Annotated in this window: 23 protein-coding genes, 4 tRNA genes and 1 pseudogene; 10 read left to right on the top strand and 18 right to left on the bottom strand. The window is 67.3% G+C overall.

Annotated features, from left to right (window positions below):
- Nucleotides 1-38 precede the first annotated feature (38 nt).
- The gene (gene argG, locus LK409_RS10805) at nucleotides 39-1,376 is read left to right on the top strand and encodes an argininosuccinate synthase (RefSeq protein ID WP_003812940.1); all 1,338 of its coding nucleotides are present in this window, start codon (nucleotides 39-41) and stop codon (nucleotides 1,374-1,376) included.
- 85 nt (nucleotides 1,377-1,461) lie between these two features.
- Here argG and LK409_RS10800 read toward each other — a convergent pair whose 3' ends face one another.
- The 12 genes from LK409_RS10800 to rnr form a co-directional block, all read right to left on the bottom strand.
- Nucleotides 1,462-3,372 (bottom strand): potassium transporter Kup, encoded by a 1,911-nt coding sequence (locus tag LK409_RS10800; protein ID WP_003820366.1) that lies wholly within the window; start codon nucleotides 3,370-3,372, stop codon nucleotides 1,462-1,464.
- Nucleotides 3,369-4,487, bottom strand: a complete 1,119-nt coding sequence (locus tag LK409_RS10795) for a sensor histidine kinase (RefSeq protein WP_010928595.1) — start codon at nucleotides 4,485-4,487, stop codon at nucleotides 3,369-3,371. Before LK409_RS10795 ends, LK409_RS10800 begins: the two co-directional genes overlap by 4 nt.
- Nucleotides 4,488-4,545: 58 nt before the next feature.
- Nucleotides 4,546-5,217 (bottom strand): response regulator transcription factor, encoded by a 672-nt coding sequence (locus LK409_RS10790; RefSeq protein WP_003812947.1) that lies wholly within the window; start codon nucleotides 5,215-5,217, stop codon nucleotides 4,546-4,548.
- 82 nt (nucleotides 5,218-5,299) lie between these two features.
- Entirely contained in the window at nucleotides 5,300-5,767 is a 468-nt protein-coding gene (locus tag LK409_RS10785; RefSeq protein ID WP_010928594.1) for an ExbD/TolR family protein, read from the bottom strand.
- Nucleotides 5,767-6,744, bottom strand: coding sequence for a MotA/TolQ/ExbB proton channel family protein (locus LK409_RS10780; protein ID WP_003820361.1), 978 nt, complete (start codon nucleotides 6,742-6,744; stop codon nucleotides 5,767-5,769). The genes LK409_RS10785 and LK409_RS10780 overlap by 1 nt, the downstream gene beginning before the upstream one ends.
- 1 nt (nucleotide 6,745) lies before the next feature.
- Nucleotides 6,746-7,582, bottom strand: coding sequence for an energy transducer TonB (locus tag LK409_RS10775; protein WP_010928593.1), 837 nt, complete (start codon nucleotides 7,580-7,582; stop codon nucleotides 6,746-6,748).
- 299 nt (nucleotides 7,583-7,881) lie between these two features.
- Nucleotides 7,882-7,957, bottom strand: a tRNA-Val gene (locus LK409_RS10770).
- A gap of 108 nt (nucleotides 7,958-8,065) precedes the next feature.
- Nucleotides 8,066-8,338 carry an HU family DNA-binding protein gene (locus tag LK409_RS10765; RefSeq protein WP_003812968.1) on the bottom strand — a complete coding sequence of 91 codons (273 nt, stop codon included), beginning with the start codon at nucleotides 8,336-8,338 and terminating at the stop codon, nucleotides 8,066-8,068.
- A 320-nt stretch (nucleotides 8,339-8,658) separates the two neighbouring features.
- Nucleotides 8,659-9,339, bottom strand: a complete 681-nt coding sequence (locus tag LK409_RS10760; protein WP_003812970.1) for a Fe2+-dependent dioxygenase — start codon at nucleotides 9,337-9,339, stop codon at nucleotides 8,659-8,661.
- Nucleotides 9,340-9,379: 40 nt separating this feature from the next.
- On the bottom strand, nucleotides 9,380-10,624 hold the full coding sequence (locus LK409_RS10755; RefSeq protein ID WP_003812972.1) for a cystathionine gamma-synthase family protein: 1,245 nt from the start codon (nucleotides 10,622-10,624) through the stop codon (nucleotides 9,380-9,382).
- Nucleotides 10,625-10,677: 53 nt separating this feature from the next.
- Nucleotides 10,678-11,415, bottom strand: coding sequence for a 23S rRNA (guanosine(2251)-2'-O)-methyltransferase RlmB (gene rlmB / locus LK409_RS10750; RefSeq protein WP_003812973.1), 738 nt, complete (start codon nucleotides 11,413-11,415; stop codon nucleotides 10,678-10,680).
- A gap of 110 nt (nucleotides 11,416-11,525) precedes the next feature.
- On the bottom strand, nucleotides 11,526-14,006 hold the full coding sequence (rnr, locus tag LK409_RS10745) for a ribonuclease R (RefSeq protein WP_010928592.1): 2,481 nt from the start codon (nucleotides 14,004-14,006) through the stop codon (nucleotides 11,526-11,528).
- A 329-nt stretch (nucleotides 14,007-14,335) separates the two neighbouring features.
- Here rnr and LK409_RS10740 point away from each other — a divergent pair.
- Nucleotides 14,336-14,420 (top strand) — tRNA-Leu (locus LK409_RS10740).
- A gap of 87 nt (nucleotides 14,421-14,507) precedes the next feature.
- On the opposite strand, the gene LK409_RS10735 is transcribed toward LK409_RS10740, so the two are convergent.
- On the bottom strand, nucleotides 14,508-15,119 hold the full coding sequence (locus LK409_RS10735; protein WP_010928591.1) for a tRNA-uridine aminocarboxypropyltransferase: 612 nt from the start codon (nucleotides 15,117-15,119) through the stop codon (nucleotides 14,508-14,510).
- Nucleotides 15,120-15,280: 161 nt separating this feature from the next.
- Here LK409_RS10735 and LK409_RS10730 point away from each other — a divergent pair.
- Nucleotides 15,281-15,365, top strand: a tRNA-Leu gene (locus LK409_RS10730).
- Between the two features lie 93 nt (nucleotides 15,366-15,458).
- Here LK409_RS10730 and LK409_RS10725 read toward each other — a convergent pair.
- Complete coding sequence (locus tag LK409_RS10725) at nucleotides 15,459-15,902, bottom strand: GNAT family N-acetyltransferase (RefSeq protein ID WP_003812977.1); 444 nt, start codon at nucleotides 15,900-15,902, stop codon at nucleotides 15,459-15,461.
- Nucleotides 15,903-16,026: 124 nt separating this feature from the next.
- Between LK409_RS10725 and LK409_RS10720 the strand changes: the two genes are divergently transcribed.
- The 3 genes from LK409_RS10720 (at nucleotide 16,027) to LK409_RS10710 (ending at nucleotide 20,078) form a co-directional block, all read left to right on the top strand.
- Nucleotides 16,027-16,974 (top strand): AEC family transporter, encoded by a 948-nt coding sequence (locus LK409_RS10720; RefSeq protein WP_010928590.1) that lies wholly within the window; start codon nucleotides 16,027-16,029, stop codon nucleotides 16,972-16,974.
- 60 nt (nucleotides 16,975-17,034) lie between these two features.
- Entirely contained in the window at nucleotides 17,035-18,342 is a 1,308-nt protein-coding gene (locus LK409_RS10715) for a YeeE/YedE family protein (protein WP_010928589.1), read from the top strand.
- Between the two features lie 74 nt (nucleotides 18,343-18,416).
- The gene (locus LK409_RS10710) at nucleotides 18,417-20,078 is read left to right on the top strand and encodes an FMN-binding glutamate synthase family protein (protein ID WP_010928588.1); all 1,662 of its coding nucleotides are present in this window, start codon (nucleotides 18,417-18,419) and stop codon (nucleotides 20,076-20,078) included.
- A 9-nt stretch (nucleotides 20,079-20,087) separates the two neighbouring features.
- On the opposite strand, the gene LK409_RS10705 is transcribed toward LK409_RS10710, so the two are convergent.
- On the bottom strand, nucleotides 20,088-21,518 hold the full coding sequence (locus LK409_RS10705) for a phospholipase D-like domain-containing protein (protein WP_010928587.1): 1,431 nt from the start codon (nucleotides 21,516-21,518) through the stop codon (nucleotides 20,088-20,090).
- The gene (locus LK409_RS10700; protein WP_010928586.1) at nucleotides 21,506-22,105 is read right to left on the bottom strand and encodes a hypothetical protein; all 600 of its coding nucleotides are present in this window, start codon (nucleotides 22,103-22,105) and stop codon (nucleotides 21,506-21,508) included. Before LK409_RS10700 ends, LK409_RS10705 begins: the two co-directional genes overlap by 13 nt.
- Before the next feature lie 331 nt (nucleotides 22,106-22,436).
- Between LK409_RS10700 and egtD the strand changes: the two genes are divergently transcribed.
- The 3 genes and pseudogenes from egtD to LK409_RS10685 all read left to right on the top strand — a co-directional run bounded on the left by egtD (nucleotide 22,437) and on the right by LK409_RS10685 (nucleotide 24,922).
- Complete coding sequence (gene egtD / locus LK409_RS10695; RefSeq protein WP_003812989.1) at nucleotides 22,437-23,411, top strand: L-histidine N(alpha)-methyltransferase; 975 nt, start codon at nucleotides 22,437-22,439, stop codon at nucleotides 23,409-23,411.
- 21 nt (nucleotides 23,412-23,432) lie between these two features.
- Nucleotides 23,433-24,758: pseudogene (gene egtB, locus LK409_RS10690) on the top strand (ergothioneine biosynthesis protein EgtB).
- Between the two features lie 90 nt (nucleotides 24,759-24,848).
- Nucleotides 24,849-24,922: transfer RNA gene (locus tag LK409_RS10685), tRNA-Met, on the top strand.
- 107 nt (nucleotides 24,923-25,029) lie between these two features.
- Here the strand turns inward: LK409_RS10685 and LK409_RS10680 are convergent.
- A complete protein-coding gene (locus LK409_RS10680) occupies nucleotides 25,030-25,242 on the bottom strand; it encodes a hypothetical protein (RefSeq protein WP_023853354.1) in 213 nt (70 codons plus the stop codon).
- Nucleotides 25,243-25,303: 61 nt separating this feature from the next.
- Nucleotides 25,304-25,504 (bottom strand): hypothetical protein, encoded by a 201-nt coding sequence (locus LK409_RS10675; RefSeq protein WP_010931514.1) that lies wholly within the window; start codon nucleotides 25,502-25,504, stop codon nucleotides 25,304-25,306.
- Between the two features lie 365 nt (nucleotides 25,505-25,869).
- Between LK409_RS10675 and LK409_RS10670 the strand changes: the two genes are divergently transcribed.
- Nucleotides 25,870-26,136 (top strand): hypothetical protein, encoded by a 267-nt coding sequence (locus LK409_RS10670; protein WP_010928585.1) that lies wholly within the window; start codon nucleotides 25,870-25,872, stop codon nucleotides 26,134-26,136.
- Nucleotides 26,137-26,145 lie beyond the last annotated feature (9 nt).

Genomic DNA, 26,145 nt, shown 5'->3' with positions numbered 1-26,145 from the left:
GTTGCTGTCAAAGTCCTGTTGGCGTTTCACCTCAAACAATGACTACTATTCTCCCGAACCTTCCTACCGGCCAGAAGGTCGGCATCGCCTTTTCCGGCGGCCTCGATACCAGCGCCGCGCTGCTGTGGATGCGCCAGAAAGGCGCCGTGCCCTACGCGTACACCGCCAACCTGGGCCAGCCCGACGAGCCGGACTACGATGAAATCCCCCGCCGCGCCATGCAATACGGCGCCGAAGCCGCCCGCCTGGTCGACTGTCGCGCGCAACTGGTCGCCGAAGGGATCGCCGCGCTGCAGGCCGGCGCCTTCCATATCTCGACCGCTGGCCTGACCTACTTCAACACCACGCCTATCGGGCGCGCCGTCACCGGCACCATGCTGGTGGCCGCCATGAAGGAAGACGGCGTCAACATCTGGGGCGACGGCAGCACGTTCAAGGGCAACGACATCGAGCGCTTCTACCGCTACGGCCTGCTGACCAACCCGGACCTGAAGATCTACAAGCCCTGGCTGGACCAGACCTTCATCGACGAGCTGGGCGGCCGCGCGGAAATGTCCGAGTACATGCGCCAGGCCGGTTTCGACTACAAGATGTCGGCCGAGAAAGCCTACTCGACCGACTCCAACATGCTCGGCGCCACCCACGAGGCCAAGGACCTGGAGCTCCTGAACTCCGGCATCCGTATCGTGCAGCCCATCATGGGCGTGGCCTTCTGGCAGGACAGCGTGCAGATCAAGGCCGAGGAAGTGACGGTGCGCTTCGAGGAAGGCCAGCCGGTCGCCCTCAACGGCGTCGAGTACGCCGACCCGGTCGAACTGCTGCTGGAAGCCAACCGCATCGGCGGCCGCCACGGCCTGGGCATGAGCGACCAGATCGAGAACCGCATCATCGAAGCCAAGAGCCGCGGCATCTACGAAGCCCCGGGCCTGGCGCTGCTGTTCATCGCCTACGAGCGCCTGGTCACCGGCATCCATAACGAAGACACCATCGAGCAGTACCGCGAGAACGGCCGCAAGCTGGGCCGCCTGCTGTACCAGGGCCGCTGGTTCGACCCGCAGGCCATCATGCTGCGCGAAACCGCACAGCGCTGGGTCGCGCGCGCCATCACCGGCGAAGTCACGCTCGAACTGCGCCGCGGCAACGACTACTCGCTGCTGAACACCGAATCGGCCAACCTGACGTACGCGCCCGAGCGGCTGTCCATGGAGAAGGTGGAAAACGCCCCCTTCACGCCGGCCGACCGCATCGGCCAACTCACCATGCGCAACCTCGACATCGTCGATACCCGCGAAAAGCTGTTCACCTACGTCAAGACCGGCTTGCTGGCCCCGTCGGCCGGCTCGGCGCTGCCGCAGATCAAGGACGGCAAGAAATAGGCGGCAACCGCCGCGGGGGTGCCTGTCCCTGCCGGGACAGGCACCCTTTTGCTGCAGGTGTCGCCCCCCATGCCGGAACAGGCGCCTACAGTTCCACCTGCATGCCCATTTCCACCACGCGGTTGGGCGGAATCTTGAAAAATCGGGTGCTGCGGGTCGAGTTGCGCGCCATGAAAGCGAACAGGGCGCGACGCCAGCGCGCCATGGCCGGCCGCCGGGCCGCGACCACGGTCTGGCGCGACAGATAGAACGAGGTCCGCATGGGTTCGAGGTCGATCTCGGGATAGGCCTCGGCCACCTGGCGCAAGGCGTCGGGCACGTCCGGATCTTCCTTGAAGCCGTAGTTGATGCTTGCTTGCCAGCTCGACGCGCTGATCTTGTGCATCTCGAAGCGCTCGTCCTCCGAGACGTAGGGCACATCGGCCACCCGGATCGACAGGAACAGCACGTGGTCGTGCAGGACCTTGTTGTGCTTGAGATTGTGCAGCAACGCCGGCGGCACGTTGCCGGCGTTCATGGTCATGAAGATCGCCGTGCCCTGCACCCGCGCCGGCGGGAACGCCTCGAGCTGCGTCATGAACTCCCGCAAAGGCTGCCGGTCGCGCGCCTGCATGTCGGCCAGCAGGCGGCGACCGCGCCGCCACGTCATCATGAGCGTGAACACCACCACCCCGACCAGCAAGGGCAGCCAGCCACCCTCGTGGATCTTGAAGATATTGGCGCCGAACAGCAGGATGTCGATCACGAGCAGCGCGCCCAGCAGCACCATCCACAGCACCCGCTTGCCGCCGGTGGAATCGCGCGGCAACACCGCGAACGCCAGCACCGAGGTCGTCAGCATGGTCCCGGTCACGGCAAAACCGTAGGCGGCGGCCAGGTTCTCGGAATTGCGAAACAGCAGCACCAGCACCAGCACGGCGCACAGCAGCAAGGCATTGACCTGCGGCAGGTAGATCTGCCCCTTCTCGACCGCCGAGGTGTGCAGGATCTGCATGCGCGGCCAGAAACCCAGCTGCACGGCCTGCCGCGTCACCGAAAAGGCGCCGGAGATCACCGCCTGGGACGCCACCACGGTGGCCACCGTGGCCAGCCCGACCAGCGCCGCCAGCCCCCATTCGGGCGCCATCAGGAAAAACGGGTTGCGGATCGCCGCCGGGTCGCGCAGCAGCAACGCGCCCTGGCCGAAATAGCACAGCGTCAGCGCCGGCAACACCATGGCGAACCAGGCGCGCCGGATCGCCGGCCGCCCGAAATGCCCCATGTCCGCATACAGGGCTTCGGCGCCGGTCAGCGCCAGCACCACCGCGCCCAGCAACAGGAAACTCATCACCGGGAACTCGGCGATGAAGCGCAGCGCCCACACTGGATTGAGCGCGGCCAGCACCTCCGGTGTCAGCCAGATTTGATAGCCGCCCAATACCGCCAGCGTCGCGAACCACAGCGCCATGATGGGACCAAACAGCTTGCCCACCGCGCCGGTGCCGTGCGACTGGATGGCGAACAGCGCAACCAGCACCACCAGCGCCACGGGCACCACCCAGGGTTCGAGCGTGTGCGACACGATGCTGATGCCTTCGAGCGCCGACAGGACGGAAATCGCCGGCGTGATCATGCTGTCGCCATAGAACAGCGCCGCGCCGAAGATGCCCAGCACGATCAGCAGCCAGCGCGCCCTGCCCTCGCGGCCGCGCACGGCCAGCTCCAGCAGCGCCAGCGTGCCGCCCTCGCCCCGATTGTCGGCGCGCAGCACCAGCGTCACATACTTGAGCGACACCACGATCATGAGCAGCCAGAACAGGATGGAAAGCACCCCCAGCACGTGGGCAGGCTGCAGGTCGTCGATGGTGTTCAGACAGGCGCGCAAGGTATACAGCGGGCTGGTGCCGATATCGCCGTACACCACGCCCAACGCCCCCAGCATCAATGCCATGCGCGACGACGGCGCGTGGATGGCGGTCTTGGCGTCGCGGGGCGCGCCGGCGGCGGTGTGGGTCATGATGCTCGTTCTTGTCGGGTGAGTTGCGTACCGATGCGCGGGCCGGGAAACACCACCGACAGCCGCGTGCCCGCATACTCGGGCCGGCTGGACAGCTTCCACCACGCGCCATGGGCGTGCGCGATCTCGCGCACGATCGCCAGCCCCAGGCCCGAGCCGCCAGCCTTGGCATCGGGCGCGCGGTAGAAGGCCTCGAACACGCTGTCGCGCTCCTGGGGGCTGATGCCCGGGCCGTCGTCCTCGATGATCAGCGCCGGCGGATTGACGTCTATGGTCAGGCAAATGCGGCCGCGCGGCTTGCCGTAGCGCAGCGCGTTATCGATCAGGTTGCCCAGCATTTCGTCGAGCAGCAGCGGGTCGCCATCGATCCAGACCGGCTGTTCGGGCGCCACCAGGTCGATCTCGGCCTGCGCGGCGCGCACGCGCGGAATCCACTCGGCGCCGCTGGCGCGGACCCATTCGCACAGGTCCAGCCGAATGAAGCGGTCCTGCGGCCGCGCGTCGGGATCGGCGCGCGCCATCACCAGCAATTGCTGGCCCAGCCGGATCATGCGGTCGCTGACCGCCTTGATGCGCTCGGCGCGCATCCGCACGTCCTCGGGCAGGGGCCGCGCCAGCATCAGCTCGGACTCCAGGCGCAGCCCGCTCAGCGGGGTGCGCAGCTGGTGCGCCGCGTGGCCGATGAAGCGGCGCTGGGCCGCCAGCGACGCGTCCAGGCGGCCCAGCAGGTCATTGATATGCGTGACCAGCGGCGCAATCTCGGCCGGCAGGCCCGCCACTTCCATGGGCTGCATGTCGTCGATCGAGCGCTGGCGGATTTCCTCGGCCAGATGATTGACCGAACGCAGGCCCGAACGCACGCCGCGGATGATGACGCCGGTGAACAGGGCGATCAGGACGATCTGGCCCACCACCATCAGCCAGAAGAAGTCTTCCAGCATCCAGATCGACATGTCGATCTTGTGCGTGATCACCCAGGTCGCGGCCAGATCCAGCAGCACCAGCAGCAACAGCGGCGGCATCAGGCGCAGCACGAGGTGGCGCGCCAGCGAGCCGCGCGGCAGCTTCCAGCCTACGGGATCGGGCGGCGGCGGTGTGGGAGGAAGGAAATTCATGGTCGGAAGGCTGGCGGGGCCGGCATGCCCCGGGCCTGGGTCCGCCGGCCCGGGCTCATCACGCCGCTTCCACGTCCAGCATGTAGCCGAAGCCGCGCACCGTCTGGATGCTGGCGCCGGATCCCTCGAGCCGCTTGCGCAGGCGGTAGACATACACCTCGACGGCATTCTCGCTGAAATCGGCATCCCAGGCAGACAGGGAATTGACGATCTGGCGTTTGGTCACGACCCGGCCGGAACGCGCCATCAGCATTTCCAGCACGGACAGTTCGCGCACCGACAACGCCAGGCGCGTGCCGTTGGCGCGCACCTCGCGCCCGACGGTGTCGAACACCAGCGGGCCGACCTCGATCTGGGGCTGCGCCTGCCCGGACCGGCGGCGTCCCAGGGCGCGCACGCGCGCCGCCAGTTCGGGCAGGTCGAAAGGCTTGGTGACATAGTCGTCGGCGCCGGCATCCAGACCCGCCACGCGGTCGTCCAGGCCGTCGCGCGCGGTGAGGATCAGTACCGGCACCTGGTTGCCGTCCTGGCGCAATTGGCGCAGTACGTCGAGGCCGCTCATGCCGGGCAGGTTGAGGTCCAGCAGGAGGAGATCGTAGGGCTGGCCCGCCAGGGCTCCCAGGACCTTGTCGCCCTCGGTCAGCCAATCGACCGCATACCCCTGGTCGGCCAGGAACTCCTGGAGCGCGTGGCCCAGGGTGGTGTCATCTTCGATTACGAGTACTCGCATTCCGCGATTCTAGCGCGATCCGGGCCGACGGCAAGGCCCGCGCCCGCGGCGCGGACACCCCGGGAGCGGGAGCCGTGGCCGGTCAGGGCGCAGCGGGTGCGGCCGATGCGCCGGCCTCGCCGGGCGCGCCCTGGGGCGCGGGGCTGGTGATGAAGCCGATGCGGGTCATGCCCGAACGACGCGCCGACGCCATGACCTGGGCCAGCGTCTCGTAGCGGGTTGCCTGGTCGGCGCGGATGCGGATCTCGGCCTGCGGCTTGTCGCCGGCGATCGCCTTGAAGCGGTTGGGCAGGTCGTCGATGCTGACCGGCTTCTCGTCCCAGAACAACGCGCCGTTGGCGTCGATGGCCAGGTCGATCGTCTTGGGCTCTTCCTCGATCTGCTCGGCGCTGACCTGCGGAATGTTGATGCGGATCGAATGGGCCAGCAGCGGCGCCGTGATGATGAAAATCACCAGCAGCGCCAGCATGACGTCGATCAGCGGCACCATGTTGATCTCCGACACGGTGTGGCTGCCCGAGCCCTTGTTGTCGAAGCTGCCGAAAGCCATTATTCGCTCCCCCGGCCATGCTGGCGGCGCAGGGCACGCACCTTGCCGTCGGACACCGCCACCTGCTGGCCGGTGGTCAGGAAGGCGAACAGGTCATGCGCGAACGCATCCAGGCGCGACAGGAACACCCGGTTGTTGCGCACGAAGGCGTTGTACGCCAGCACCGCCGGGATGGCCACCGCCAGGCCCAGGCCGGTCATGATCAGGGCCTCGCCCACCGGGCCGGCGATGCGGTTGATGGTCACGCCATCGGACAGGCCGATACCGACCAGCGCGTGATACACGCCCCACACCGTGCCGAACAGCCCCACGAATGGCGCGGTCGAACCCACCGAAGCCAGCACCGTCAGGCCGTTCTCCAGCTTGGCGGTTTCCTCGTCGATGACCTTGCGCATGGTGCGCGACACGAACTCGCCATTCGAACCGCTTTCCTCCAGCTTGGTGGCGCCGAACTTGGCATGGTGCTGCTGCGCGTGCATGGCGTGGCTGGCCAGGTGCGAGAACGGGTCGCGCGCACCGTGCGTGACGATTTCGTTCTCGACCTGTTCGAGCGAGCTGGCATTCCAGAACTTGTTGAGGAAGTGCGCGGCGCGCTTGCGCATGCCCATGTTGCCCACCGCCTTGACCACGATCAGGTACCAGGTGACCAGCGACATGACGATCAGGATGATGAACAGCGTCTTGCCCACGAAGTCGCTTTGCGCGACGAAGTGTAGGAATCCCATGTCCGGCGTGGCCAGCGGCGCGGGCGGCACGGCGGGCGCCGCCGCACTCAGGGCCTGGGCGGCCTGGTTGACCGCCTCGGTACCTGCCTGGGCAGCCTGGTTGAGCGCTTCGGCGCCGGTCTGGGCGGCGGCGCCTGCGGCCTCGCCGGCCTGCTGGGCCAGCGGCGCGGCAGCGGGCGCGTCCGGCGTGGCCGCCGCCGAGGGCGTGGCCGCTTGCGCCACCAGCGTGGCGGTGTTGATAGCGTTGGACATCTCAGTTCCTCATCACGAAATCGAACGGTAATTTGGCCTTGGCCGGATACGCCACGCCATTACGGGTAAGGGGTTTGAAGCGGGCCTTGCGCGCGGCAGCCAAGGCCGACTCGTCCAGGCGCGAAAAGCCGGACGAGGTATCGATGCTGGCGCGATCGACCAGGCCCTGGGTGCTGATTTCCACCAGCACCACCACCCGCCCTTCCTCGCGCAGGCGCTTGGACGCCATGGGATAGACGGGCATGGGGCGCGCGCCCTGGTATTCGACGCTGGAGACCATGATGGGCTCGTCCGGCGGCGGCGCCTGGCGCGGCGCCTGCGTCACCTGCTGGGCCCCCTGAGGCGCGCCGGCAGGCGGCGTCTCGATCTTCTTGGGCTCCGGGGGGACCTCGGGTTTGGGTTGCGGCTTGGGCTTGGGTTTCGGTTTGGGTTTCGGCTTGGGCTTGGGCGCCGGTTCGGGCGGCTTCTCGACCACCGGCTCGGGTTCGGGCTCGGGCTCGACCACCGGCTCGGGTTCGGGCTCGGGCTCGACCACCGGCTCGGGTTCCGGCTCCGGCTCGGGCTCGATCACCGGCTCGGGCTCGGGCTCGGGCGGCGTCTCCTCGACCGGCGTGGGCGGCTCGGGCGTGGGCTCGGCCTGCGCCAGCTGCGGCAGGGGCGCCTCGATGATGCTGACCATCACCGCCTCGGGCTCCAGCAATTCGGGGCGCTCCGTCTTGGACAGAAACACCGCGCCTATGACTGCGGCATGCAGGGCAAGAACGGTAAATCCGGCGCCCGCGCGCAGGGCAAGCGACGTATGCGATGAAAAAGACCGACCAGATTGGGGGCTAGGCATGAATCAGCCAGGTACATTGACAATTCAGCCGGATGGCATGCACGACGAAGCGGCATTCCTATCCGGCTATTCCGAATTCGCCACGATATATTAAATGCGAATGATTCGCAAGCTCTATTCGGTCGCCAAATACAAGAAATTCAACCCGCCGCGACGATGCCGCAAACAGGCTGCCGCGCGCGCTCGGCACGCGCCGAGCGCGCAACAAAAAACCCCGTGCGGTGCGCCGATGCGCCCTCGCCGGGGTTATTGCGCCTGCTTGCGCAGGATTGTTACCTTGATTTTGCTGCCTTGATTCTTGGTGGGTGCTACAGGGGTCGAACCTGTGACCTACGCCTTGTAAGGGCGCCGCTCTACCAGCTGAGCTAAGCACCCCTTGCACCGCATTGCTGCCTCGGGGCCACTCAAGTAAATCGCGGGGCGCAGTATAGCGGACCCGGTTTTGTTAGGCAAATCGGCAGCGCCGATTTGCCTTTGCGTCCATCAGTTGACGGCGTCTTTCAGCGCCTTGCCCGGACGGAACTTCGGCACCTTGGCCTTTTTGATCTTGATCGTTTCGCCGGTGCGCGGATTGCGGCCGGTGCGTGCGGCGCGCGCGGACACGGCGAAAGTGCCGAAGCCCACCAGCGTGACCGTGCCGCCCTTCTTCAGGGTGGTCTTTACGGCACCGATCAGGGCGTCAAGCGAACGGCCGGCGGCGGCTTTCGAGATATCGGCCTTGCTGGCGATGTGATCGATGAGTTCGGTTTTGTTCATTCAGGTTTACCCCTCACAAGGTATTGGGTTTTCCAGACGCGCAGAGCAAGTAGACAAACAGGCGCCGGCAAACAGAGAACGGACGAGTGAAAAAATTTTTCTTGCGCTGCAAAGCACAACTTTTTAAAGGCTGCGTCGCAGGTACTTCCAGGCATATGAAGCCAGGGAAGGAGCTGCGACGCAGAGCAGTATTAGGCCTTGGCCGGGCGCGGCTGTCAAGAGAAAACAGCGCCCTGAGCCGCGCCAATACTAGCTTTTAGCGCTTTTCGCAATAAACAAAAACGCTACGTGCAAACCTTTGCGCGCCCGCCTGCGCCGCGTCAAACGTCGGTCCAGCGGCGCAGCAGGTTGTGATAGACGCCGGTCAGCTGCACGATCGAAGCGTGGCCCGGCGTATCCTGGTTCAGGCGCTGGATCGCCACATCCATCTCCAGCAGCAGGCTGCGCTGGCTGTCTTCGCGTACCAGGCTTTGCAGCCAGAAAAAGGCGCTGATGCGCGCGCCCCGCGTCACCGGCGTGACCTTGTGCAGGCTCGTGCCCGGATACAGCACCATGTGTCCGGCGGGCAGCTTGACCGTGCGCGGCCCGTAGGTGTCGTCGACGACCAGCTCGCCGCCGTCGTAGCTGTCCGGCTCGGAAAAGAACAGGGTCGCCGACAGGTCGGTGCGCACGCGCTCTGCCGTGCCCGGCACGGGGCGCAGCGCATTGTCGACGTGGTAGCCGAAGGCCTCGCCGCCTTCGTAGCGGTTGAACAGCGGCGGAAAGATCTTGCGCGGCAAGGCCGCCGACATGAACAGGTTGTTGGCGGCCAGGCGCTGCAGGATGAGGCCGCCGAGCTCCTGCGCCAGCGGGTGCTGCTCGGACAACTGGCGGTTGTGCTTGACCTGCGCCGACTGGTAGCCGGCCGTGACCTTGCCGTCGACCCAATCGGCCGCCTCCAGGCGCGCGCGGATCTGGGCGGCTTCGGCGGGGGTGAAGAGATCGGCGATCTGAATCAGCATGGTGGGACTCCGTGACGTGGGCGAGCTGCGCGGACAGGCATCAAGATTGCAAACAGCCGCGCAATGCCTGGTCAAAGTCGAACAGCAGGTCGGCCTCGTCCTCGATGCCTACCGATACACGGATCAGGCTGTCGGCGATGCCCATCTGCGCACGCTTTTCCGCCCCCATCTCGTAATAAATCGTATGCGCCGCCGGCAAGGCCAGGCTGCGCGTATCGCCCAGGTGCGTGGCCATCAGCACGATGCGCAGGCGGTTGAGGAAATCGAAACAATCGATGCCCTCGGCCAGCTCCACGCCCAGCAGGCCGCCATAGCGGCCGTCGAACAGCTCGCTGGCGCGCTGGTGTTGCGCATGGCTGGACAGGCCCGGATAGTGCACCCGCGCCACGCCCGGATGGCCTTGCAGGAAAGTGGCCAGGGCCAGGGCGTTGGAGCAATGCCGCGCCATGCGCAGCGCCAGCGTTTCGGTGCCGATGGCGATACGGTGCGCCGGCTCGGCCGCCAGCGTGCCGCCCATGTCGCGCAGCCCTTTCTTCTTGATCTGGGTCAGCCCCCAACCGGTGGGCGCTCCCTTGCGATACGACTCGTAGATATTGGCATACCCGCTCCAGTCATACAGGCCGGTATCGGTCACCGCGCCACCCAGCGCATGGCCGTGGCCCGCAATGTACTTGGACAGCGAATTCATCACCAGCGAAGCGCCCACCTCGACCGGGCGGAACATCCACGGCGAGGTCAGCGTGTTGTCCACCACATAGACCAGGCCGCGCTCGCGGCACAACGCGCCCATGCCGGCCAGGTCGGCGATCTGGGTGCCGGGGTTGGCGATGGTCTCGGTGAACACCATGCGGGTATTCGGCCGCAGCGCGTCGCGCACCTGCCGGACGTCGGTGGCGTCGACCATGGTGACTTCCACGCCCAGTTCCATCAGCGTATTGAGCAGGCTGTTGGTGTTGCCGAAGACGTACTGGCTGGACACCAGGTGGTCGCCGCGCCGCAGCAGCGTGGTGAAGATGGCCGCCAGCGCCGCCATGCCGGTGGCGAAGCTGACCGTGCTCTTGCCGGCTTCCATGCGCGTGATGCGCGCTTCCAGCGCCGTGGTGGTGGGCGTGCCCTGCCGCGCGTAGGTGAACCCGGCCTTGCCCTGGAACACCGCCGCCAGCTCGCGCGCATCTTCGTAGACATACTCGGACGAAGGATGCATGGGTTTGTGCACGGCGCCGTGCTCGGCGGATTGGTCGCGGTCGGAGTGAACGATGGTGGTGGTAAAGCCGTTCTGGTGCATGATGTCGGACGTTCGAAGAGGCGCGCGGCGCGACGGCGCGCCGCTGCAAGAGTTTACCCCTGGCGCTGGCGCACCGATTCGTAGAGGCAGACGGCGCTGGCCACGCTGACGTTCAGGCTCTCGACCGAACCGAGCATGGGAATGCGCACGAGCTGATCGCAGGTCTCGCGCGTCAGGCGGCGCATGCCCTCGCCCTCGGCGCCCATGACCCACGCCATCGAACGGCGCGCATCCACCTGGTGCATGCTCTCACCGGCCTGGTCGTCGGTGCCGACCAGCCAGACATCGCGTTCTTTCAGCTCGCGCATGGTGCGCGCGAGGTTGGTTACGGTCAGGTAGGGAACGGTGTCGGCGGCGCCGCAAGCCACGCGCTGCACGGTGGCGTTCAGGCCCACGGCGCGGTCGCGCGGCGCAATGACCGCATGCACGCCGGCGGCATCCGCCGTGCGCAGGCAGGCGCCCAGATTGTGCGGGTCCGTCACGCCGTCCAGGATCAGCAGCAGCGCCGGCCCCTCGATCACGTCGAGCACCTCGTCGATGCCCACCGCCAGGCTGCGCTCCTCGGCCACCGCCACCACGCCCTGGTGCCGGGTGCCGCGCGCCAGGCCGTCGAGCCGCTCGGCCGCCACCGGATGCACGCGGCGGCCGGCCCGTTCGGCCTGCTCCAGGAACGTCTGCATGCGCTTGTCGCGCCGCGACGCCTCGACATAGATTTCCTTGATCGACTCGGGCGCGTGGCGCAAGCGCGCAACGACCGCGTGAAACCCCGCCAGAACTTGGGTCGACGCCATGAATGAATACCTTCGTGATTGAAACGTGGAACGCCGCCGGAAAACGGCGGCGGGCCGGTCTACGGTGCAATGTTACCGCCTGCGGCCCCGGACGGGGCCGCCTGGCCGGTTCAATGGCGTGCGCGCGCCGGCTTTTTCTGCGCTGACGCGCCGGCGCTCTTGGCCGCCTTGGGCGTATTGGCCGGCTTGCTGGCCTGCTTGGCCTCGGCGCGCCGCTGCTTGGCGGTCTGCCCCTTCAGGGCCGCCGGCTTGGGAGCCGCCGCCTTCTTGACCCTGCGCCCCTCGTCGGGACCGCGCGCGGCGGCCTTGCGCAGCGCGTCGAAGCTGGTGCCCTTGACCAGGCGGAACTCGATGCGGCGCACTTCCAGGTCCACGCGCGACACCTGCACCTGCACCTTGTCCGTCAGGCGGTAACGCATGCCGGTGCGCTCGCCGCGCAGTTCGTGCAAGGCATCGTTGAACTGGAAATACTCCCCGCCCAGTTCCGAGACGTGCACCAGCCCCTCGACGTGCAAGGTATCCAGGGTCACGAAAATGCCGAAGCTGGCCACGCCCGTCACCGTCCCGCTGAAATCCTCGCCGACGCGCTCCTTGACGAACCAGCACTTCAGCCAGGCTTCGACATCGCGCGAAGCCTCGTCGGCGCGCCGTTCGCTGCCCGACAGGATCAGCCCCAGCTTCTCCCATACGGCGTGTTCGTGCTCGCGCTGCGAGCGCCCGATGACGATGGGCTGGTCTTCCAGCTCCGGCATGTAGCGCTGGCCTTCGAGCAGCGCCTTGATCACGCGGTGGGTCAGCAGGTCGGGATAACGGCGGATCGGCGAAGTGAAATGGGTATAGGCGGGATACGCCAGCCCGAAGTGGCCGAGATTGTCCGGGCTGTAGATCGCCTGCTGCATGGAGCGCAGGCACATGGTCTGCAGCAGCGGGTAGTCGGGGCGCCCGCGCACCGAATCGAGGAACTCGCCGTAGTCCTTGGCGGTGGGCTCGTCGCCGCCGCCCAGCGACAGGCCCATGGTGCGCAGGAAATCACGCAGGGACTGCAGGCGCTCGGGCGTGGGGCCTTCATGGATGCGGTACAGGCCGGGGTGCTTGCTGCGCGACATGAAATCGGCAGCGCACGTGTTGGCCGCCAGCATGCATTCTTCGATCAGCTTGTGGGCATCGTTGCGCACCATGGGCACGATCTGTTCGATACGGCCCAGTTCGTTGCAGACGATGCGCGTCTCGACCGTGTCGAAATCGATGGCGCCGCGCTTGCGCCGCTGCTGCGACAGCAGCTGGTACAGCTCGTGCAGGTGGCGCACATGCGGCATGATGGCGCCCAGCGCCGCGGCAGCCGGGCCGCCCGGCTGCTGCAGCGCCTCCCAGATACTGGTGTACGTGGTGCGCGCATGCGAATGCATCACCGCGTTGTAGAACTGGTAGGCCGTCACCGTTCCGGCCTTGGCGCCGGTCGCCGGGATCACCATGTCGCACACCAGCACCAGGCGGTCGACATTGGGGTTGAGCGAGCACAGCCCGTTGGACAGCACCTCGGGCAGCATCGGAATCACGCGGCGCGGAAAATACACGCTGGTGCCGCGCTCGTAGGCATCGTCATCGAGCGCGTCGTTGGGCCGCACATAGTTGCTGACGTCGGCGATGGCCACCAGCAGGCGCCAGGCCGGCCGCTTGCGCTGGCCGGTGCCCAGTTCGACCGGCTCGCAGTACACCGCGTCGTCGAAATCGCGCGCGTCCTCGCCGTCGATGGTGATCAGCGGCACGTCGCGCAGATCGACGCGTTGCTTCAGATCGGTCTTGCGTACCGAGTCCGGCAGCCGCGCGGCCTGCTTGTTCGCGGGCTCCGAAAAATCGACCGGCACGTCGAACTTGCGCACCGCGATCTCGATTTCCATGCCGGGATCGTCGATCTCGCCCAGCACCTCATACACGCGGCCCAGCGGCTGCGTATGGCGGGTGGGCTGCTCCATGATCTGCACCGACACCACTTGCCCGTGCTGGGCGCCGTTGGTGTCGCTGGGCGGAATGAGAATGTCGTGCTTGATGCGCTGGTCCTCGGGCACGACGATGGACAACCTATGTTCGTGCAGGAAACGGCCCACCAGTTTGTTGGTGCGCCGCTCGATGACCTCGACGATGGCGCCTTCCGGCTTGCCGCGGTACTCGCCCGACGGCTTGACCAGGACGCGGTCGCCGTGCAGCACTTTGAGCATCTCGCGCGGCGACAGGAAAATATCGGGCCCGCCGTCATCCCGCACCAGGAAGCCGAAGCCATCGCGGTGGCCCTGTACGCGGCCGGCCACGAAATCCAGCTTGGTGGCCAGCAGCAGCACGCCCTTGCGGTTGGGAAGCAATTGACCGTCGCGCTCCATCGCCCCGAGCCGGCGCTCGAAGCCGACCAGCGTCGCGGGCCGTTCCACGCCCATGCGTTCGGCCAGTTCGGCCGGCGACAACGGCGCCCCGGCCGACCGCAACGCCGTCAGAATGGCTTCGCGTGAAGGGACATCGGGGTCGAAGTCGGCAGGCACATCGGGCAAGACGGGCGTAGATCTGTTGTTATTGGATTCGTTTTTCGATCGTTTTGCCAAAGCTGAAAGTTCCGTATATAATGCGCAGCTTCTGTGGTTAGCCCAGCGGCAACACTGCAGCAGAAAGTGATACTCGATTCAGTATTATCACAGCATTATCGGCCTGTTTGTCAGGCAGGTGATCAGACTGAATCCGGTATTTGGTGATTTTGAAGTAGTTTTGTTTCAACGTCGAATCGACGTCCCGGCGAAACACCTGACAGAAAATCCGGATACGCAAGTCTACGGATTAAACACTGCAAGGTAAACCGCAAGGACGCTGTTTCCGGCAACGTGACAGGCACCTCGAAAGCAGCAAGCCGGCAGGGTATCACAAGCTCTGAGACAGTGCCCAGGTGGCGGAATTGGTAGACGCGCATGGTTCAGGTCCATGTGCCGCAAGGTGTGGAGGTTCGAGTCCTCTCCTGGGCACCACGGAATTCGCAAGGCAGGCATGGCCTGCCTTCATGAAAGCCCCGGTCAATCGCATGATTGCCGGGGCTTTCTCTTTGCCGCGCCGTCTCAGCCGCTTTTGCCGCGACGGCCTGCGCGCCGCACGTGGTGGCGCTGATAGACCTCATCGCCCATCGCCCTCACCTGCCCCTGCACCAGCGCATGAAAGGGCGCCAGCAAGGCATCGAAACGCGCCGGCGCTTCCAGCGCGTTGAGCACCTGCACGACAGCCTCGATGGTCGACAGTGCGCCCGGCAGATCGGCGTGGCGCACCCGATAAGCGGAAACGCCATCGGCCGGCAGCGCCAGGCGCGGCAGGCTGGCCAGATCGGGATTGCCCGCCACCAGTCCGCGCGCCTGCCGCCACGAACCATCGGGAACCACCAGCAGCAGCGGCCCGCCCTCGCCCACCGGCCCCGGCTCGCGCGCCGCCTCGCCCGGAAACAGCAGCCAGCTGCGCATGCCGGGCCGCCGCCACAACGCGGGATCGAAGCGCTCGCCCACGTGCAACTCGGCCTGGCGCAACCCGAGTGCGGCCAGGCGGGCGGTGTTGAGCGCATGGCGCGCTTCCGCCGGATGTTGCAAAAACAACTCGCGGGTACGGCACGAGAGCGCGGGTATCAGCGCGCACAGGCAATGGGATCGGGGCCGCGCGCAGCGCGCGCATACGGGACGGGACATGGAAAACGCATCGCGGCGAAGACGAGCCGCCTGGTGGGCGCAGTGTGCCACAGGACCGCAGGCCGCGATTTTTTCAGGCCGACTTGCACCACCGCGAAAAAATGTGCATAATTCGCCTCCTTGCTTGATCTGACGCAGCGACAGCGGCGGCAGGCAGCAAAGCCCAGGTGGCGGAATTGGTAGACGCGCATGGTTCAGGTCCATGTGCCGCAAGGTGTGGAGGTTCGAGTCCTCTCCTGGGCACCAATACATACTTCACGATACCTGTCGTGATGTGCCAAAAAACCCCGGTCGCGCAAGCGCCGGGTTTTTTTCTTTGCGCCTGCTGCGGCAAGCGCTTTAGCGCGCCAGTTCGCGCGTCATCGCGACATGCGCGATGCCCGCCTCGACGAACTCGTCGCCTTCGGCCTGGAAACCGTGCGCTTCGTAAAAGCCGCGCGCGTGCGATTGCGCGTGCAGCACCAGCATGCGATGCCCATCGCCGTGGCCCTGCTCGATCAGCGCATCCAGTATCCGCCCGCCCACGCCCAGCCCCCGGGCGCGCTTGCGCACCGCCATGCGCCCGATGTGGCCATCGGGCAACAGCCTGCCGGTACCCAGCGGCGCGCCGTCGGCGCCATAGGCGACCGCGTGGACCGACAGCGGGTCGAAATCGTCCAATTCGATATCCTCGGGCACGCGCTGTTCGGCGACGAACACCTCGAAGCGCACGGTGGTGGCGTCTTCGCGCAGACGGTCCCAGGTTCCCAATACGATGCGTAACGGCGCGGCGGTTTGCGGCATGGCGATTCCCCTTCTATGCTTGCGGCGGCGCGCCTGTGCGCCGCCCGCTCTCATTGTCGCAGGGCCGGCGGCGGCCTTGAACCCCGCGGCAGTAGAATGTGGCCTCCTTGTAACAACCTCGCCCATGCAAGCCGTCCTGACCGCCGCGCTACCGGTATTCGCCCTTATCCTGACAGGCTGGCTTGCCGCCCGTTGGCGCGTGCTGGGCCCCAGCGCCACCGACGCGCTCAACCGCTACGTGGTGTACCTGTCGCTGCCGGCGCTCCTGTTTCGCGCCATGGCCCAGGCCGACTTGCGCCAGCTGGCCGACTACTGGGGCTTCACGGCCGCGGTGGCCGGCGGCATCGCCCTGACATTCGGAGCCGCCATCCTGGCCTGCCGCCGCGACGGCGCGCGGCTGACGGACCTGAGCCTGGAAGGCCTGGCCACCTCGTACGGCAACGCCGGCTACATGGGCATCCCGCTGTGCCTGGCGCTGCTGGGCCCGGCCAGCCTGGCGCCCGCCATCATCACCACCTTGCTGACGGCCTGCGTCCTGTTTGGCGTGGCCATCGCGCTGATCGAGTTCGACCAGCACCGCGACCGCCACTGGAGCGCCACCCTGCTCAAAGTGGCGCGGGCGCTGCTGCGCAACCCCTTGCTGGCCGCGCCCCTGCTGGGGCTGGCCTGTGCGGCCGCCGGCATCACGCTGCCAGCCGGGCTGGACAACTATGCGGCGCTGCTGGGCGCCTCGGCCAGCCCTTGCGCGCTGGTGACCATCGGCCTGTTCCTGGCGCAATCGCAGCCCGGCGGCGACCGCGGCACGGTGGGGCTCATGGTGGACGGCAAGCTGCTGCTGCACCCCGCCGTCACGGCGGTGCTGGCATTCGCGGTGTTCGACATGCCGCCCTTGTGGGCCTGGTGCGCGGTGCTGATGGCCGCCCTGCCCATAGGCACCGGCCCCTTCATGCTGGCCCAGCTCTACGGACGCGACGCGCGCCCTTCGTCGCGCGCCATCCTGCTGTCGACGGTGCTGTCGGTGCCCACCATCACGGCGCTGGTGGCATGGATAGGCCGCCAGCCCCTGGGCTGAGCCCTCTCCGACAAATAACCAAAAGAAATTAAGAAATCAACAATAACTAGTTCGGGAAATTTGCCGCCCGTCCTATATTGCAATGACCCAGGGCGCGCCAGCGCCCTGTCCCTTTTCTTACACCCCCTCCGGGATGTCATCATGAGTATCAATACCTCCACCCTCGACCTGCCGTCGGCGCTGCCGCCGATCCGCATCAACCACAAGCCGCTGTGGGCGGCGCTGTTGCTGGTGCTGGCCGGCGCGGCCTATCTGCTGCAAAGCGTCGGGTGGCGCCAGAGCGCGCTATGGGTGGTGGGCGCCCTGCTGGGCGTAACGCTCTACCATGCGTCGTTCGGCTTCACCCAGGCCTGGCGCGTCTTCGTGTCCGACCGGCGCGGCGCCGGCCTGCGCGCCCAGATGGTCATGCTGGCCGTCGGCGTGCTGCTGTTCTTCCCCTTCCTCGCGCAAGGCACCCTGTGGGGCCAGCCCGTCAGCGGCTTTGTCTCGCCGCCGGGCGTGTCGGTCGTGCTGGGCGCCTTCCTGTTCGGCATCGGCATGCAGCTGGGCGGCGGCTGCGCCTCGGGCACCCTGTTCGCCGTCGGCGGCGGCAATACCCGCATGCTGGTCACCCTGCTGTTCTTCATCGTCGGCTCGGTCATCGCGACGGCCAACTTCGGCTGGTGGTCGGCCCTGCCCGCGCTGCCGCCCACCTCGCTGATCAAGAGCTGGGGGCTGCCGGGCGCGCTGCTGGCCAACCTGGCCGTATTCGCCCTGATCGCCTGGACGACCACCGTGCTGGAAAAGCGCCGCCATGGCCAGCTCATTTCGCACGCCGCGCGTACCAGCCGCACGCCGTCGCTGCTGCAAGGCCCGTGGCCCATGGTCTGGGGCGGCATTGCCCTGGTGGTGCTAAACTTCGCCACGCTGGCCCTGGCCGGCCGGCCCTGGGGCATCACCTCGGCCTTTGCGCTGTGGGGCGCCAAGGCGCTGGACGCGCTGGGCGGAGATGTGGCGAGCGGGGCCTATTGGTCCAGGCAGCAGGCCGCGCTGGCCGCGCCGGTGCGCCAGGACATCACCTCGGTCATGGACATCGGCCTGATGCTGGGCGCGCTGGCAGCCGCCTCGGCCGCCGGCAAGTTCGCCCCGGTGTGGAAAGTGCCGGCCCGCTCGCTGCTGGCCGCCGTGGTGGGCGGCCTGCTGCTGGGCTACGGCGCGCGGCTGGCCTTCGGCTGCAATATCGGCGCCTATTTCAGCGGCATCCTGTCCGGCAGCCTGCACGCCTGGCTGTGGCTGCCGGCGGCCTTCCTGGGCAGCGCGCTGGGCGTGCGGCTGCGCCCCTGGTTCGGGTTGGCGGTGGAAAAGACGCCCGCGGCCTCCAGCTGCTGAGCCCCGGCGCGGCCAGCCAGCCGTAAACCGGCATCTGGTATGGTTGCCTCCATTACGCCCCCCGGAGATGGAGCATGAACTGGATTGCTGGCCGCTATACGACATTCGCGCTGATGCTGATCGGCGCCGCCCTGACCTCGGCGCTGGCGGTCCATTCGTCGCGCGCCTGGCTGTGGGCAGCCGTCCCCTTCGTGCTGCTGTCCCTGCTCGGCGTATACGACCTGCTGCAGACCCGCCACGCCATCCGGCGCAACTACCCGGTCCTGGGCAACCTGCGCTTCCTGTTCGAATTCATCCGGCCCGAGATCCGCCAGTACTTCCTCGAAGACGATACCCACGCCTCGCCGTTCTCGCGCGCGCAGCGCTCCATCGTCTACCAGCGCGCCAAGCAGGACATCGACAAGCGGCCCTTCGGCACGCAGGAAGATGTCTATGGCGACCGCTACGAGTGGATCAATCACTCCATGACGCCGGCGCACGTGGCCGATGCCGACTTCCGCGTCACGGTGGGCGGCCCCGAGTGCCGCCAGCCGTATTCCATGTCGGCCTTCAACATCTCGGCCATGAGCTTCGGCGCGCTCTCGGCCAACGCCGTGCTGGCCCTCAACGAAGGCGCGCGCATCGGCGACTTCGCGCATGACACCGGCGAAGGCGGGATCAGCCGCTACCACCGTGAGCGCGGCGGATCGCTGGTCTGGAATATCGGCTCGGGTTATTTCGGCTGCCGCGACGCCCACGGCGCCTTTTCCGAGGAAGCCTTCGTCAAGAACGCCTGTACGCCGCAGGTGAAGATGATAGAAATCAAGCTGTCGCAAGGCGCCAAGCCGGGCCACGGCGGCATCCTGCCCGCCGGCAAGGTCACCCCGGAAATCGCCGAGGCGCGCGGCGTGCCGGCCTGGCAGGACTGCAACTCGCCCTCCAGCCACAGCGCCTTCGACTCGCCGGTCGGCCTGCTGCATTTCGTGGCGCGGCTGCGCGAGCTGTCCGGCGGCAAGCCGGTCAGCTTCAAGTTCTGCGTCGGCCACCCGTGGGAATGGTTCGCCATCGTCAAGGCCATGCTGCAAACCAATATCACGCCGGACTTCATCGTGGTCGACGGCGCCGAAGGCGGCACCGGCGCCGCCCCGGTGGAATTCGTCGACCACGTCGGCACGCCGCTGCGCGAGGCGCTGCGGCTGGTGCACAACACCCTGATCGGCGTGAACCTGCGCGACCGCATCAAGCTGGGCGCGTCGGGCAAGATCATCACCGCCTTCGACATGGCGCGCGCCATGGCCATGGGAGCTGACTGGTGCAACGCCGCGCGCGGCTTCATGTTCGCCATCGGCTGCATCCAGGCGCAGGCCTGCCATACCGGCAAATGCCCCACCGGCGTCACGACCCAGGACCCGCTGCGCCAACGCGCGCTGGTCGTGCCGGACAAGGCGCAGCGCGTGGCCAACTTTCACGGCAATACGCTGCACGCCCTGGCCGAGCTGCTGGGCGCCGCCGGCCTGACCCACCCGGGGCAGCTGCGTCCGCACCATATCGCGCGGCGCATCTCGTCGAGCGAAGTACGCCTGCTGTCGGCGCTGTTTCCCGAACTGGCGCCGGGCGAGCTGCTGCGCGGCGAATTCCGCCATCATGTGTTCCAGGTGGGCTGGGGCATGGCGCAGGCCGACTCGTTCCAGCCCGCCATGGACATCAGCGCGGCGCTGGCCGCGCTGCGCCCGGCCGGCGCGCCTGCGCACGCCTAGCAAGGCCGGCTACAGCCAGCGCTCGAACAGGCGCGAAAACGCCTCCATGAAGCGATCGTCGGCGCCGCGATCGGCCCAGTTGCGCGGGTCGATCGGCACGGCGGCGGCGCGGTCGCGTTCGAACAGCGCCTCCATCTCGGCGCCGAAGCGGGCCCCGACGATGACCGCGTTGAGCTCGTAGTTCAATGCAAAACTGCGCCAATCCATGTTGCTCGACCCGACCGTGGACCACACGCCGTCGACCACCGCCGTCTTGGCGTGCAACAGCGCATCGCGCCGCTCGTACAGCTTGACGCCGGCATCGAGCAGGGCCTGGTAATGCGAGCGTCCCGCGTACCAGACCAGCGATGAATCGCTGAATCCCGGCAGGACCAGCGCCACATCGACCCCGCGCCGCGCGGCATCGGCCAGCACGCGCACGAAGGCCGGATCGGGCACGAAATAGGCCATGGTGATGTGAATCGACTGCCGCGCGCTTTCGAACGCCGACATCAGCGTCAGGTAAACGGTATAGCCGTCGCGCTCGTTGGGCTCGTTGGCCAGGATGCGCACATGCAGATCGCCCGGCGCGGGCACGCTCAGCCGCACCGCGCCGCCGCCCAGCGGCGCGCCGGTCTGCCGCAGCCAGCCGTCCTGGATGACGCGCTCGATCTCCGCCACCGCCGGTCCGCGCACCGCGATATGGGTATCGCGCCACGGCGCGGTATCGGCACGGGACGCGGCCGGCCCGGGCGCCTGCGCCGCACGCCCCGAACCCGAGCCAGAGCGCGATCCGGACGAATAGACGCTGCTGATATTCAGCCCGCCCAGGAAGCCCACCTGACCGTCGACCACCAGCAGCTTGCGGTGGTTGCGCTGGTTGGGCGCCCAGCCCAGGCCGGCGCGCGCCGGGTTGACCGGATTGAACACCGCCACCTTGATTCCGCCCTGCTTGAGACGCTCGAACCACTGCCGCGGCGTATTCAGCGTGCCCACCGCATCGACCATCACCGCCACCTCGACGCCGCGCTGGCGCGCCGCCATCAGGGCGTCGGCGAAACGCTGGCCGGCCTCGTCATCTTCGAAGATGTAGGTTTCCATGTGGATATAGCGGCGGGCCTGCGCGATGGCGTCGAGCATGCTGCGGTAGGTCGCCGGCCCGTCGGCCAGCAGGCGGACCTGGTTGCCCGCCACCAAGGGGGCGCCGCTGATGGCCGCCTCGACGGCCAGGTGGCGCGCCATGGCATCGTCCCCGTCCCCGCCGGTCGCGTCCGTCACGATCGTGTGGCTGCGCTGCAGGCTTTGCCAGCCGTAGTCGGTGGACAGCCCGGCCTGGGCGCGCCGCTCGCGCAGCCCCTGCATGCCCGGCACCGTGGCGCATGCGCCCAACGCCGCCAACATGAACATGACGGCCACTTGGCGCGCCAGGCGGCACGCGAAGCCGCGCCTCAGGGTTGCCATTGCGTGCGCTGCGCCGGCGGGCGCGGGGCACGCGTGCGCCAGCCTGTGGGCGTGGACTGGCCACGTGCGCCCGGCCACCAGCGGCTGCGCGCCTTCTCTACCTGCAGGCCGCCGGCGTCGCGCAGCAGCGCGGCCGCGGCCTCTTCGTCGTCGGGATGCACCTGCACGGCAAGCAGCACCACCCGATCGCGCGCCAGCTGGCCGGCGTAGGCCGCTTCGGCGCGCGCGCGGCGCAGGCCGCTGGCCATCCAACAGGCGCCCGCCAGGGCGCCCGCATAGGCGCCCAATGCCGCGCCCACCACCATGCCCACGCGGCCGTAGCCGGTCAGCACGGGTACGATCACGCCGCCCAGGGTACCGATGGTCGCCAGCGCCGCGGCGCTGACAATGGCGCGCCAGCGCGCGGCGCGGGTGCGCAGGTCCGGCCCGAAACGCCAGGCCGGCCGGCCCATCCGCCGGCCCGTACGATCCGGGTCGCCGTACAGGATACTGATTGCCTCTTCGCGAAAGCCGTCGCCGACCAACGCGTGCGCAGCGCTTCTCGCCGAAGGGACGCTATCGAACCGTGCCACCACGATCGACGACATAGCGAATCTCCCACTTGGCCTTATGACACGCCCGTATTCTGACCGGGGCCCGCGCCGCACGCCTCTGGTTTGGCAACCAGCGGTAAAGCAGTATTTCCGCCGCCCGGAGCAGGCCGGCGCACGCCGGCGCGGGCGTGTCAATTGGCAACCGAATGCGAATCCGGCGCCTCCCTCTCGCGGCTGCCCGGGAACGGCGTTTGCGGCGCATCGCCGCCCCGCGCTTTTTTCTTTTCGTAAAAGTCCATTGCAGCCGGGACGTTAGCGCTTGACACCGACACGGCGCCGCCGCTCACAATAGATCCCTTCCATCCCATCTGGAAGGAACCCCGTCATGGCCCACACGCCCACGATGCTTGCCGCCGCCGCGCCTTTCATGCCCGAGGCCACCGGCGTCGACCCGGCCCTGGACGCCCTGCTGGCCGGCCTGCAGGCGCATCCCGCCCGCATCGACCCCAAATACCTGTACGACGCGCTCGGCTCCAGCCTGTTCGCCGCGATCACGCAGTTGCCCGAGTATTACCCCACACGCTGCGAAGCGGAAATCTTCGCCACCCACCTCGAGGCCATCGCCCGCCACACCGGGCCGGTTCGCACCCTGATAGACCTCGGCGCGGGCGACTGCGCCAAGGCCGAGCGCCTGTTGCCCTGTCTGCGGCCGCAGCGCTACGTGCCCATCGACATTTCCACCGATTTCCTCGGACAGGCCGTGGCGCGCGTGCGGCGCGCCCACCCATGGCTGGACGTGCTGCCGCTGGGCCGCGACCTCAATGCGGGACTGGATCTGCCCGAGGCCATCGACGCCCAGGGCCGGCTGTTCTTCTATCCAGGCTCCAGCATCGGCAACCTCGACCCCGACGCCGCATTGGCACTGCTGGCCAGCCTGCGTGCGCAGGCGGGCGTCAGCGGCGGGCTGCTGATCGGCGTCGACCGCGTCAAGGCGCGCGCCATCGTCGAACCCGCCTACGACGATGCCCTGCACCTGACCGGCGCCTTCAACCTGAACCTGTTGCGGCACGTCAACTCCGTACTCGGCAGCGATTTCGACGTACGCGACTGGACCCACGTCGCCCTCTACAACGAGCCGCGCAGCCGCATGGAAATGCACCTGCAGGCACGCAGCGACATACGCGTGCGCTGGCCCGGCGGCCAGCGGCGCTTCCAGGCCGACGAACGCATCCACACGGAAAACTCCTATAAATACACCATCGAACGCTTCGTCGACCTGCTGCGCCGCGCCGGCTACGGCGACATCCGGCACTGGTCGGACGCGCGCGACTGGTTTTCCGTATTCAGCGCCCGGGCCTGAACCCAGGCCCGCCCCACCGCCATGCGCCAAGGAGCTTCCATGGAGTCGTCAGCCTGCCTGCTCACTCGCCCCGGCCCGCCCGAACCGGCGCCGCACCCCACCGGACGCTACGCCCGCATCCGCGCGCAAAGCGCGGCGCTGGCCGAGCCCTTGTCGCCGGAAGACTGCCAGGCGCAATCCATGCCGGACTGCAGCCCCGTCAAATGGTACCTGGCCCACACGACCTGGTTCTTCGAAACCTTCGTGATCGGCCGCTTCGAGCCTGGCCGCCGGCCGTTCGACCCGTAGTACCGCATGCTGTTCAACTCCTACTACAACGCGGTCGGCGCCCGCCACCCGCGTCCGCAGCGCGGCCTGCTTACCCGCCCGTCGCTGCACGAGGTGCTGCGCTACCGCGCGCATGTGGACCAGGCCATGGAAACGCTGTGCGCGCGCCTGGCGGGCGTGGACAGCGACTTCGACGCGCTGGTGGAACTGGGGCTCAACCACGAGCAGCAGCACCAGGAGCTGATCCTCACCGACCTCAAGCACCTGTTCAGCTGCAACCCGCTGCGGCCGGCCTACGCGCCGCCCGGCATACCGGCGCTGCCGGCCGGCACGCCGGCGGGCTGGACCCGCTATGACGGCGGCATCGTGGGCATCGGCCACGCCGGTGAAGGCTTTGCCTTCGACAACGAAACCCCGGCGCACGAGGTACTGCTCAGACCGTTTCACCTGGCCGACCGCCCCGTCACCCAGGGGGAATACCTGGCCTTCATCCAGGACGGCGGCTATCGCCGCCCCGAGCTCTGGCTGTCGCTCGGCTGGGACCAGGCCTGCCAGCAGAACTGGCGCGCGCCACTGTACTGGGAAGGCCAGAAAGACGAGTGACGCGTCTTCACCCTGCACGGCCTGCATGCGCTGGAGCCGCATGCGCCGGTCACCCACGTCAGCTATTACGAGGCCGACGCGTACGCGCGCTGGGCACGCGTGCGCCTGCCGCGCGAAGCAGAATGGGAACTCGCCGCCCGCGCCCCTGGGGCCAGCGCGGACGCGCCGGCCAACCTGCTCGAAAGCGGCCACCTCGATCCGCGGCCCGCGCCGCGCCGCGCGGCCGCCGGCGTGCCGGTGCAGTTGTACGGCGACGTCTGGGAATGGACCTGCAGCGCGTACGATGCCTACCCGGGCTTCACGCCTCCAGCCGGCGCCGTCGGCGAATACAACGGCAAGTTCATGTGCAACCAATACGTGCTGCGCGGCGGCTCGTGCGCGACCCCGCGCGAACACATCCGCGCCACCTACCGCAACTTCTTCCCGCCCGAGGCGCGCTGGCAATTCTCCGGCATCCGCCTTGCCCGCGACGCTTGAAAGGCCGGCATGTTGCACATACAAAATCTTTCATGCTAGAATTTCGTTCTTCGTTTGGCAGCTGACTCTTGTTTGCGCCAGACCAGGGATGGCGCATTAGCTCAGCCGGTTAGAGCGACGGAATCATAATCCGCAGGTCCCCTGTTCGAATCAGGGATGCGCCACTAGAGAATTCAAAACAAAATGCCCGCAATCGCTTGCGGGCATTTTGTTTTGTGCGCGATGAAGGACAAGCGTGCGTGGACGGCCGCTACGTGCCTTGCGCTTGCTCCTACTCATCCCATACCGCGCTGGCTGGCAAAACGCCGAGCGCGGCATGGCAGTCTTCGGACGCGCAGGCAACGATGGCGATCGGCTTATCCGCGTTCACCACCGCGTCGTCATGCAGCACGATAAATCCCTGGTGGCCGCATTTCGGACATGCGGGCCGGATGCCTGCCGGAAAGAACCTGTCCAGAAAGCCGCGTTTCTGTTCCGTCTTCATCAATCCGCACCTCCTTTCGGCATCGATCTTACCGCGCCCCGGCACGCGCCCGCCATGCGCATTACCCCAGTTTCTGCATGTACAGATGCTGCGCGCCCTCCAGCGAGGCGCGCATGCCGTAGATGGTGCCGGCATCGCCGCGGCTGAACCACAGCTCGTACTGGTAGCTTCCGTCCAGCCAGACCCGGCAGATCGTCCAGCCAGGCGGGCCGACCCAGCAATAATCGTCCACACGCCGCCACGCGATCGCCGGCTCGCTCATCGTTTCCGCCTCCCGGCCCCGGGATTCCGAGGCCATATAGCGCGGATTCTAGGCCTATGAATACTGTATGTCCATACAGCAATCCGAATTCATTCCGCCCGGCCGGCGCGGCCTCTTTTGACATCGCTCAAGTCCAACACGCGCACCGGCGCGCGCGGGCGCATGGTCCGCCCGAAAACCGCGATTCGCTACGCTACAATTTGCAAAAAATAGCCAGACCGCTGGGCAGCCGGACAAGCCGCGCTGCTCCCGAGGTCCGTGTGACGCTGCCGATACCGGCAACCCGAGCCGGGTCCAGGCCCTGGTATTTGGCAACAAGTCTTGCGCGGAATACGGCTGGCGCAACCCGATATGGACGTCCTTCGATGGAAAACCAGGAAATCATGGTGGCTTTCGCACAAGCCATCCAGCAGGTCACTGCCAAGGTCAGCGCACTGGAGACGACCGTCCAGTGCCTGATCGCCGCCCAGCCCGCCGAACAGCGGGAGCAATTCGGCGCAGCCTTGCGCCAGGCTGCCAGCGGCCTGCTGGCCGAATCCGACCAGCGTCCGCTGACGGGCAGCGCCCTGTCCCACCTCAAGCTGGCAATCGACGCCTATCTCGAGGCGGCCGGCCAGCAACCCCTGCAATAGGGCCAAACG

This window comes from Bordetella parapertussis, from assembly GCF_020735925.1.
Taxonomy (GTDB): domain Bacteria; phylum Pseudomonadota; class Gammaproteobacteria; order Burkholderiales; family Burkholderiaceae_B; genus Bordetella; species Bordetella pertussis.
This window is presented reverse-complemented; position numbering and strand designations above follow the sequence as displayed.

Coding starts and splice junctions, on each gene's coding strand:
- argG (WP_003812940.1), top strand. CDS start 39: ATGACTACTATTCTCCCGAACCTTCCTACCGGCCAGAAGGTCGGCATC.
- LK409_RS10800 (WP_003820366.1), bottom strand. CDS start 3,372: ATGACCCACACCGCCGCCGGCGCGCCCCGCGACGCCAAGACCGCCATC.
- LK409_RS10795 (WP_010928595.1), bottom strand. CDS start 4,487: ATGAATTTCCTTCCTCCCACACCGCCGCCGCCCGATCCCGTAGGCTGG.
- LK409_RS10790 (WP_003812947.1), bottom strand. CDS start 5,217: ATGCGAGTACTCGTAATCGAAGATGACACCACCCTGGGCCACGCGCTC.
- LK409_RS10785 (WP_010928594.1), bottom strand. CDS start 5,767: ATGGCTTTCGGCAGCTTCGACAACAAGGGCTCGGGCAGCCACACCGTG.
- LK409_RS10780 (WP_003820361.1), bottom strand. CDS start 6,744: ATGTCCAACGCTATCAACACCGCCACGCTGGTGGCGCAAGCGGCCACG.
- LK409_RS10775 (WP_010928593.1), bottom strand. CDS start 7,582: ATGCCTAGCCCCCAATCTGGTCGGTCTTTTTCATCGCATACGTCGCTT.
- LK409_RS10765 (WP_003812968.1), bottom strand. CDS start 8,338: ATGAACAAAACCGAACTCATCGATCACATCGCCAGCAAGGCCGATATC.
- LK409_RS10760 (WP_003812970.1), bottom strand. CDS start 9,339: ATGCTGATTCAGATCGCCGATCTCTTCACCCCCGCCGAAGCCGCCCAG.
- LK409_RS10755 (WP_003812972.1), bottom strand. CDS start 10,624: ATGCACCAGAACGGCTTTACCACCACCATCGTTCACTCCGACCGCGAC.
- rlmB (WP_003812973.1), bottom strand. CDS start 11,415: ATGGCGTCGACCCAAGTTCTGGCGGGGTTTCACGCGGTCGTTGCGCGC.
- LK409_RS10735 (WP_010928591.1), bottom strand. CDS start 15,119: ATGTCCCGTCCCGTATGCGCGCGCTGCGCGCGGCCCCGATCCCATTGC.
- LK409_RS10725 (WP_003812977.1), bottom strand. CDS start 15,902: ATGCCGCAAACCGCCGCGCCGTTACGCATCGTATTGGGAACCTGGGAC.
- LK409_RS10720 (WP_010928590.1), top strand. CDS start 16,027: ATGCAAGCCGTCCTGACCGCCGCGCTACCGGTATTCGCCCTTATCCTG.
- LK409_RS10710 (WP_010928588.1), top strand. CDS start 18,417: ATGAACTGGATTGCTGGCCGCTATACGACATTCGCGCTGATGCTGATC.
- LK409_RS10705 (WP_010928587.1), bottom strand. CDS start 21,518: ATGGCAACCCTGAGGCGCGGCTTCGCGTGCCGCCTGGCGCGCCAAGTG.
- LK409_RS10700 (WP_010928586.1), bottom strand. CDS start 22,105: ATGTCGTCGATCGTGGTGGCACGGTTCGATAGCGTCCCTTCGGCGAGA.
- egtD (WP_003812989.1), top strand. CDS start 22,437: ATGGCCCACACGCCCACGATGCTTGCCGCCGCCGCGCCTTTCATGCCC.
- LK409_RS10680 (WP_023853354.1), bottom strand. CDS start 25,242: ATGAAGACGGAACAGAAACGCGGCTTTCTGGACAGGTTCTTTCCGGCA.
- LK409_RS10675 (WP_010931514.1), bottom strand. CDS start 25,504: ATGAGCGAGCCGGCGATCGCGTGGCGGCGTGTGGACGATTATTGCTGG.
- LK409_RS10670 (WP_010928585.1), top strand. CDS start 25,870: ATGGAAAACCAGGAAATCATGGTGGCTTTCGCACAAGCCATCCAGCAG.